Genomic DNA, 8,157 nt, shown 5'->3' with positions numbered 1-8,157 from the left:
GACGCTAAAGTTGATCCTCTCACTTTAGTAAAAATGGTTCAAAATCAGCCACAAAAATATAAACTGGAAGGCGCAGACAAACTACGTTTCAGCCTCAACATGGAGAAAACCGAGAATCGCTTCAAAGCTGTAGAAAGCTTGTTAAGTGACTTGGCCGTTAAAACATCATGAAAAAATGGTTTCGCATTGCACTGATCCCTACCCTACTAGCCCTGAGCTCTATTGGTCAGGCTAATGAGTGGTACACCGTTGAGGTCATCATCTTTGCCAACAATGATAGTTCAGTTATTGCCGATGAATATTGGCCTGAAATCGATGAGATTCCTGCTAAATCTGCTATTCGACTTAAACCAGTCAACGAAGGCGAGATCGATTCATTCCAGAAACTGCCTAAAAACCTGTTAAGCCTACATGATGAAAAAAACAGAATCCGCTCCTCTGGAAAATACCGAGTGCTATACCATCAGGGCTGGATGCAGCCTGTAGCTGAAACCCAACGCCCTAAACCTATTCGTATCACCGCCGGAGATATAATGGATAACGGCATGTACGAACTTGATGGCTATATCGCTGTAGGTCGTGGTCGCTATCTCCACTTCCGACCCGATCTGTATTTCAGTCGCCGCCTAACCGCAGATGAAACAAGCCTGCTCAAGAAGAAAGCGGCAACAAAAACAGAAACAGCGATGTCAGAACCTGTACAAGCTGAAGCTATGCCAACAACACAAACTGCCAGTGGAGCAGTTAGCACCCTACCTCAAAATACAATGGATCTGTTTATTCCAGAGATTCTTACTGTAAACCAGACACAGGCGCGCCGTATGCGCTCTAAAGAACTGCATTACATCGACCACCCTTTGTTTGGCATCATGGTCGAGATTAAGCCAGTTAATTAAGGCCTGAGGCGAGTGGCATTATGTCGGAAGAGATCAAACCAGAAGAGATAAGAGATGCTTATCTCAAAGCCGACCTGCTTTTTGATGAGAGAGAGGTTCAATCTGCGATCCAGCGCATGGCTTACGATATTAGTATGGATCTGGCAGAAGAGAACCCTATTTTTGTTCCTGTAATGAATGGAGGACTTGTAGTCGGGGGACAGCTACTTACTCGATTAAATTTCCCCCTACAACAGGATTACATCCATGCCACTCGCTATAGAAATACAACATCAGGCCATGAGCTAGAGTGGAAAACCTACCCTAACCTGAACTTTAAAGGCAGAACTGTTCTGGTCGTAGATGATATTTACGATGAGGGCCATACTCTGGCCGCAGTGGTCGAATATTTCAGAAATGGTGGCGCTAAGAAAGTTCTGGTTGCGGTGCTGCTTGATAAACAACACGACCGTAAGCCCCACAGTAACCTTAAAGCTGACTATATTGGACTGGAAATTGAAGACCGGTATGTATTTGGCTTTGGACTGGATTACAAAGGCTATTGGCGCAACGCACCCGGTATTTTTGCAATCAGTAGCACCCCCTGATCCGCTGCAAGCCTTACACCGTATCACTTAGTAGTGCTTGTAGCGGCTTACTAATTCTTAGCAAAATCAGTGTTAACCACTACCCTTAGTAAAAGATATATTTCCGAAAGGTAACGGGAATAATGGATTCGAGAGAAAGGCTAGCTTCCCTACACAACGAGCTAATAAAAACCTGCGAGAGATCTGAATACACAGAAGGAACAACACTTAACAAAGTGCAGATGCTACTTAAATTAACTGGCCGCCTGCTAGATGTAATCAGAGTAAGCGTATGGGGTTATAGAAAAGATAAAACCTCAATAATCTGTCGATCACTCTACAGTAAAGATCAAGACAAATATGAATCAGGGATGGTTCTGAGTATTGATGATTTCCCTCATTACTTTGATGCAATGTCTTCTAATCGTGTCGTTGTGGCTAATAATGCACGCCAACACTCTGCAACGTCGGAATTTACTGAAAGTTACCTCATTCCTTTAGGAATTTTCTCTATGGTCGATGCCCCCATATATTCTTCCAAGGATCATCATGGAATATTATGCGTCGAAGATGGCCATAAAAACAGGAACTGGCCTGTAGAAGAAATCTCTTTTATCACAGCGGTAGCAGACAAAATATCACTAGCTCTAGAACATGACGCTTGGCTCAAAGCATCAAAAAGGCTTTTAGTTGCCCAGAGAACTGATTCACTCACAGGGCTCGAGAACAGATTGGCTTTCCAAGAACGCATTGACGAATCCACTGGGTGTTTAAGCCTTGAGTCTTGCGATGGCGGCAGAGGTATTTTGATCATTGGCATTGATAGATTCAGCGCTGTCAACGATGAGCTAGGTTATATACAAGCAAATGAACTGTTACAGCTAATAGCCATAAAACTTACAAACATGACCATAGAGAAAAAAATATTCCCGGCCCGACTGTCGGGCGATATTTTTGCTCTTTGGATTATAGGGGTCGAAAAAAATGATCTTATTCAGATAATTAGATCCATTCAGGCTGTTTTACTAGACGGTATAAAGTTAGCTAGTGGAAAACTAGTTAATATCTCCGCCTCCATTGGAGGAACAGTTATTTCAGGCCCCTATGGCGATGCCGAAAACCCCGTAAGAAAAGCAGAAATAGCCCTAGCAAAAGCCAAAAAAAATGGCATCGGCTCTTACGCTTTATTCGATGACAACTGGCTCTCAGATTTTCAACAGAAGAAAGAGGCAGAAAATGAATTACTTGCAGCAATCACAAATAAAGAGCTAATCCCTTTCTACCAGCCGATTATTGATTGCCAGACAGGTCAAATATCGGGAGTGGAAGCCCTGGTAAGATGGCAACACCCTACCAAAGGTACTTTATCTCCTTACCATTTTTTACCACTTGCCACCGAAATGAGACTCATGCCGCAGTTAGGTGAGTTGATGCTACGCTCGGTTTGTATGGACATAGAACATAACCAACAACTACAAACTCTTACTTTTGTTTCTATCAATCTTTCTACCGAACAGCTTTATAGCAATACATTAGTTTCAATGATTGCCAGGTTACTTTCCAAGCACCAAATCCCTCAAAACCTAATTGAGTTAGAGATAGTAGAAGAGCTGATCAGCCATGATACTAAACTTGTTACGAATCAACTCAATGAACTAGCTGATTTAGGGGTTAGGCTCTCAATAGATGATTTCGGGACCGGCTACTCCTCACTTTCTCGATTGAAACACCTCCCTGTTTCAAAACTTAAAATTGACAGGTCATTCGTGGACGGCCTACCGGATGATGAGAGCGATAGATGCATAGCCAGCTCGATTGTCGGTATGGCAAAAGGCCTTAATATGGCCATCGTAGCGGAAGGCGTTGAAACCAATGAACAAGCAGAGTGGTTAAAAGAAATTCGTTGCGATTTGATGCAAGGGTATTTATACGCCAAACCTATGGCCGTAGAACAACTCATCAGCTATATGTCCAATAGTTAAATGAGCGGCCTGTGATAGATGACTAGGGACTAGTCTAACTCAACTATCACCATCACTAATTCCTCAACAGGAACTTGATACCTCAGAAAAGGCTGCTGGAAGTTTTACCACACTGCTCTGATTGTATTTAGTTATGCTCCAAAGACTCTGGGCATTCCCCTACTAGATGTACCGTCGTGGTCGGAAACGCAAATTCAGCACCCTTCTCTTCGATGATCTGCATAATTTTCACCATCACATCCTGCTTAATCTCATGGAAATGGATCCAGTCGGTTGTCTTGGTAAATGTGTAGATAAAGAAATCCAGGGAAGAAGGACCAAAGCGATCTAAATTAACAATCAAAGTCTGATTGTTATCAATTTCAGGATGAGTTCGCAGCATCTCTTTTACCGCATCAATAACCTCTGTTACCTGAGCAGCATCATCATAACGAACACCGATATACTCGTAGATCCTACGATTGGTCATACGTGATGGGTTTTCAACCGATATATTAGCAAAGGTTGAGTTAGGCACATAAAGTGGACGCTTATCGAACGTTCGAATACGGGTCTGACGCCAACCTATATCTTCAACAGTACCCTCAATCTGTTTGTCCGGAGAACGAATCCAATCACCCACCTTAAATGGGCGATCCAAATAGATCATCAAACCACCAAAGAAGTTAGCCAAAAGGTCTTTTGCTGCAAAGCCAACCGCAATACCACCGATACCACCAAAGGCCAGTATGCCGGAAATACTATAGCCGTAGCTCTGCATAATAATCAGGGCAATCAATACAGTGACGACCAAACGAGCCAGCCTACTCAGAGCACCAACAGTTGTTGGGTCCATCGGCTTTTTCATCTTCTCTGGCATCACCAGAACCTGCTCAAGGCGCTTCAGGAAGCGCAGACAGCTCCATGCAACCATAATGATCAGCACTAAACGAGGCAAAGGACTATCCCCGCCCATTACCGTAATATCAAAGTGCTGTTCAGCAATCTGAATTAGCCAGTACCCTGCAGCAAGCCAGATAAGGAACAATGCGGGTCTGCTAACTGAATGTAGAAAAGCATCATCCCAGAGGATTCTTGTTTTCTCTGCCTGGCGCTGCAACTGTCCCAGCATTGTGCGAACAACCACGTCCAGAACAACCGCTATCACACACACAGCAATTGATAAAATAATCCATGCCGACTCGCCATATTCAGGCATATGTTCAGCCAACCAGCTATTTAACAGATCTATCATATCTTTACTCTTCTACTAAGCTTTTCGCTAAGGCCCTTGCCTCTTTGAGATAAGCCTCATCAAATCCTATTTCAGTTTTACCACGCAAACGATTCAAATCTAGCGGCTGACACTCAACCTGACGCAGATACTCGAGTATCTCTAGTGTACCAGCACGCTCATTACAGCAAAGTAACACCTGACAACCAGCAGAAATGGCTTGTTCAGCCCTCTGCGAATAACTCCCAGCACTGTGTGCAGCCTTCATACTAAGATCATCACTGAAGATCAGACCATTAAACTGCAAACGCTTGCGCAGAATTTCTTCGATCCAGAATTGAGAGAAACCCGCCGGACTAGGATCGCAACTGGTATAGAGCACATGAGCAAACATCATCGCCTCCAAACCATTATCTATCGCAGCTCGGAAAGGCGACATATCTAAGTTCCAGATCTGTTCAAAACTACGTTCATCAATAGCATCGGCAAGATGCGTATCTGCGTTGGCCCAGCCATGCCCAGGAAAATGTTTACCTGTAGCAGCCATACCCGCCTTACGCATACCTGCAATATATGATTCAGACAGCACTGCCACTGATTCAGAGTCTGTAGCAAACGCACGATTAGCAATTACTGTATTACGCCCATAATCCACATCCAAAACGGGCGCAAAGCTGATATCAACATCTAGAGAACGCATCTCAATAGCCATCAGGTAACCAAGTTTCTCGGCAGCCAACAAGCCATCATTTTTGTCATTCTGATAGATTGGTAGTAGCGCCTGGACTGGCGGCAATCGGGCAACACCGTTTTTAAGACGTTGGACACGACCTCCCTCCTGATCAATACTCAGGATCAGATCTGAACGTATCGTGCGGATATCCGCTACCAGCTGTGAAACCTGCTCTGCACTTTCACTATTACGACCAAACAGGATGACACCACCGATCAAAGGGCTCATTAAGAGCTCTCTTTCTTGTGATGTAAGAGTTGTTCCATCCAGATCTAAAAAAAGACTGGCTTGAGGCATCTCAGATTGCCCGGCTAACTTGTTGTTATTCATGTCGTTTAACTATTAATGGTGACTTCTGTTCCTGCGGGCACCCTATCGAACAGCTCAATAAGGTCAGTGTTCCGCATGCGGATACAGCCGTGAGAAAGGGGCTCGTTCATTGGTTCGCTATCAGGAGTTCCATGGATATATATATAACGCTGCATTGTATCTACATTACCCAATCGATTAACCCCCAGCTCCAGGCCACTGAGCCAAAGAATACGGCTTAAGATCCAATCTCGATTTGGGAATTTTTCTGCCAACTCAGGGCTGTAAATCTCACCAGTGAAACGGCGTCCTATAAATACAGCATTTTCAGGCTGGCCTGCGCCAATTTTGGCACGAACAGTATGCTTGCCTCGCGGAGTACAGCCGCTATTTTTCTGCTCCCCAGCCCCATTCAGAGCTGTTGAAACCGGATACTCAAGCACAACCTTGCCACCATCCAGCAGTGTTAAACGCTGATCAGCGATGGAAACCAGGATTTGCAACATGAAGCCTACAAGCGACAGAAATAAGTTTTATCAGCTCTAGCCTGCAAACCAGCAGACAGAACAGGGATCATCCTGTGCAGGATATTCTCTACTTCCGCTCCACTATGGAATTCACGCTTCTCAATAGCATGCAGGGTGTGATAGTTAGACAGGGTAAAGGTGATCGACCCCAATAGGAAATGCAGTCGCCAGAAGAACTCATCATCTTCCATTGGCGCAGCATCCTTACGGATCAGTTGAATAAATGGCTGCAGTTTGTCGTTATAGCGACTTATGAGGAAGTCACGAAGCTCTTCCTGATTTTTCATATAAGCCAATTCTAACAAACGCATAAATACAGCAAGCGCATTAACGTTTTCACGATGCACAAGCAGAAGAGCCCGCATCAACATCTCCAGGAGCTCTTCCAGAGACGGGCTGGAATCAGCAACTTGACGCTGTTCCATCATGGAGCCCAGTTCAGCACATAATGGTGTAAGAAATTTTTCAGCTACAGCCTGAATCAAACCTTTTTTCGAACCGAAGTGATAGTTGATCGCCGCTAAGTTTACATCCGCCCGACTGGTAATCTGGCGTACAGTGGTTTCAGTAAAACCCTGCTCAGCAAACAATGTTTCTGCCGCTTCGACAATACTTGCAGAGGTACCCTTATGACGCATCCGAACTCCAAACCAGCGTTTTAAACAACTATCCCGGAATTATAACGACAATCTCTATCTATAAATCAAGTAGTTATTGCCTAATTTATATCCAACTTACGAATAATAAACCCAGTTTATTACTTAAAACTTAACGACACACTTTTTAACAGGCGCTTTATTACTGTGACCAAGTTTTAGGTTGGGTTAATCGGGTCCACCAACGCAGGAGTACTTTATCGCTCGATTTTACCGCCAAGTCCGACAGTTTATCCTGCAGAGTTTTCTTCTCTTCGTAACGGATAATGAAGATATCAGCTTCTTCAGATGCATCCATAAGGTATTGATCAGAAGTCACCAGCTCATCTATAAGATTAATTTCTAGAGCTTGTTTACCAAACCAAATCTCGCCTGTAGAAACTTTATCAATATCAACCTGCTCACGGTATTCATGAACAAAGTTTTTGAAAAGCTGATGGGTTTCTTCCAATTCCTCAACAAATTTTTCACGGCCTTTGTCGGTATTTTCACCAAACATGGTCAGTGTACGCTTATATTCACCTGCGGTTAGAACTTCATAATCAATATCGTTTTTCTTCAACAGACGATGGAAATTAGGTAGTTGAGCGATAACACCAATGGAACCGACAATAGCGAATGGCGCAGCCAACAGTTTATCTGCCAAACATGCCATCATATAACCACCACTGGCAGCTACACGATCGACGCAGATAGTCAGCGGGATCTGTTTACGTTTGATTCGTTCGATTTGTGAAGAAGCTAGGCCATACTCATGCACCATACCACCTGGGCTTTCCAGACGGATAACCACTTCGTCTTTTTCTTCTGCCATCATCAGAACAGCAGATATTTCCTGACGAAACGGTTCTACCTCACTGGCTTTGATATCCCCATCAAAGTCCAGGACAAAAATTCGCTTACTGCGTTCTTCCTCTTTAGGAGGGTTTTTCTTGCGCTCTTTTTTCTCTTCTTTAGCTTTTTGCTTCTCTGCTTTATGTATCGCTTTTAGCTCATCTTTATCGAGAATAGATTCTTCCAGAATCTCTTTCATCTCTTCCAGTTCATCGTTGTAGTGTTCTACCAGAATATCGCCATGTTTAGGATCTTTACGACTACGGGCAGAGGCAGCGATTATGCCAATGACAACCACCAAAATGGCAATAACAATGGTCACCGATTTAGCCAGAAACAGACCATAATCACTCAGGAATTCAGACACAGAGAAAACTCCGAAATTAACTATAAGAAGAAGGTTCGCTAATGTATCATAATTCACCTTAATACCCACCCTTA

General features: G+C 43.8%; 8 protein-coding genes. 3 read left to right on the top strand and 5 right to left on the bottom strand.

Features of this window, described 5'->3' with window-relative positions:
• Window positions 1-167: 167 nt before the first annotated feature.
• From GY843_RS15715 to GY843_RS15705, 3 genes are all read left to right on the top strand, one after another.
• Window positions 168-896, top strand: a complete 729-nt coding sequence (locus GY843_RS15715; RefSeq protein WP_297310965.1) for a CsiV family protein — start codon at window positions 168-170, stop codon at window positions 894-896.
• Between the two features lie 20 nt (window positions 897-916).
• Complete coding sequence (locus tag GY843_RS15710) at window positions 917-1,483, top strand: hypoxanthine-guanine phosphoribosyltransferase (RefSeq protein ID WP_297310964.1); 567 nt, start codon at window positions 917-919, stop codon at window positions 1,481-1,483.
• A gap of 122 nt (window positions 1,484-1,605) precedes the next feature.
• Window positions 1,606-3,444 (top strand): GGDEF domain-containing protein, encoded by a 1,839-nt coding sequence (locus tag GY843_RS15705; protein ID WP_297310962.1) that lies wholly within the window; start codon window positions 1,606-1,608, stop codon window positions 3,442-3,444.
• Window positions 3,445-3,571: 127 nt separating this feature from the next.
• Here the strand turns inward: GY843_RS15705 and GY843_RS15700 are convergent, their stop codons facing one another.
• From GY843_RS15700 to sohB, 5 genes are all read right to left on the bottom strand, one after another.
• Complete coding sequence (locus tag GY843_RS15700) at window positions 3,572-4,678, bottom strand: mechanosensitive ion channel family protein (protein ID WP_297310961.1); 1,107 nt, start codon at window positions 4,676-4,678, stop codon at window positions 3,572-3,574.
• A gap of 4 nt (window positions 4,679-4,682) precedes the next feature.
• Window positions 4,683-5,720 carry a beta-N-acetylhexosaminidase gene (nagZ, locus tag GY843_RS15695; protein WP_297310960.1) on the bottom strand — a complete coding sequence of 346 codons (1,038 nt, stop codon included), beginning with the start codon at window positions 5,718-5,720 and terminating at the stop codon, window positions 4,683-4,685.
• Between the two features lie 5 nt (window positions 5,721-5,725).
• Window positions 5,726-6,205, bottom strand: coding sequence for a L,D-transpeptidase (locus tag GY843_RS15690; RefSeq protein WP_297310959.1), 480 nt, complete (start codon window positions 6,203-6,205; stop codon window positions 5,726-5,728).
• 5 nt (window positions 6,206-6,210) lie between these two features.
• On the bottom strand, window positions 6,211-6,864 hold the full coding sequence (locus tag GY843_RS15685) for a TetR/AcrR family transcriptional regulator (protein ID WP_297310958.1): 654 nt from the start codon (window positions 6,862-6,864) through the stop codon (window positions 6,211-6,213).
• 160 nt (window positions 6,865-7,024) lie between these two features.
• Window positions 7,025-8,083, bottom strand: a complete 1,059-nt coding sequence (gene sohB, locus GY843_RS15680) for a protease SohB (RefSeq protein ID WP_297310956.1) — start codon at window positions 8,081-8,083, stop codon at window positions 7,025-7,027.
• Between the last annotated feature and the right edge of the window lie 74 nt (window positions 8,084-8,157).

It is taken from the genome of Neptuniibacter sp., from assembly GCF_024231755.1.
Lineage (GTDB): Bacteria > Pseudomonadota > Gammaproteobacteria > Pseudomonadales > Balneatricaceae > Neptuniibacter.
Note: the sequence above shows the minus strand (reverse complement) of the source record. Positions and strands in the feature narration are given on the sequence as shown.

What these genes read in the sequence shown, in the direction of transcription:
- GY843_RS15685 (WP_297310958.1), bottom strand. Translation starts at nt 6,864, where the DNA reads ATGCGTCATAAGGGTACCTCTGCAAGTATTGTCGAAGCGGCAGAAACA.
- GY843_RS15700 (WP_297310961.1), bottom strand. Translation starts at nt 4,678, where the DNA reads ATGATAGATCTGTTAAATAGCTGGTTGGCTGAACATATGCCTGAATAT.
- GY843_RS15690 (WP_297310959.1), bottom strand. Translation starts at nt 6,205, where the DNA reads ATGTTGCAAATCCTGGTTTCCATCGCTGATCAGCGTTTAACACTGCTG.
- GY843_RS15710 (WP_297310964.1), top strand. Translation starts at nt 917, where the DNA reads ATGTCGGAAGAGATCAAACCAGAAGAGATAAGAGATGCTTATCTCAAA.
- GY843_RS15705 (WP_297310962.1), top strand. Translation starts at nt 1,606, where the DNA reads ATGGATTCGAGAGAAAGGCTAGCTTCCCTACACAACGAGCTAATAAAA.
- GY843_RS15715 (WP_297310965.1), top strand. Translation starts at nt 168, where the DNA reads ATGAAAAAATGGTTTCGCATTGCACTGATCCCTACCCTACTAGCCCTG.
- nagZ (WP_297310960.1), bottom strand. Translation starts at nt 5,720, where the DNA reads ATGAATAACAACAAGTTAGCCGGGCAATCTGAGATGCCTCAAGCCAGT.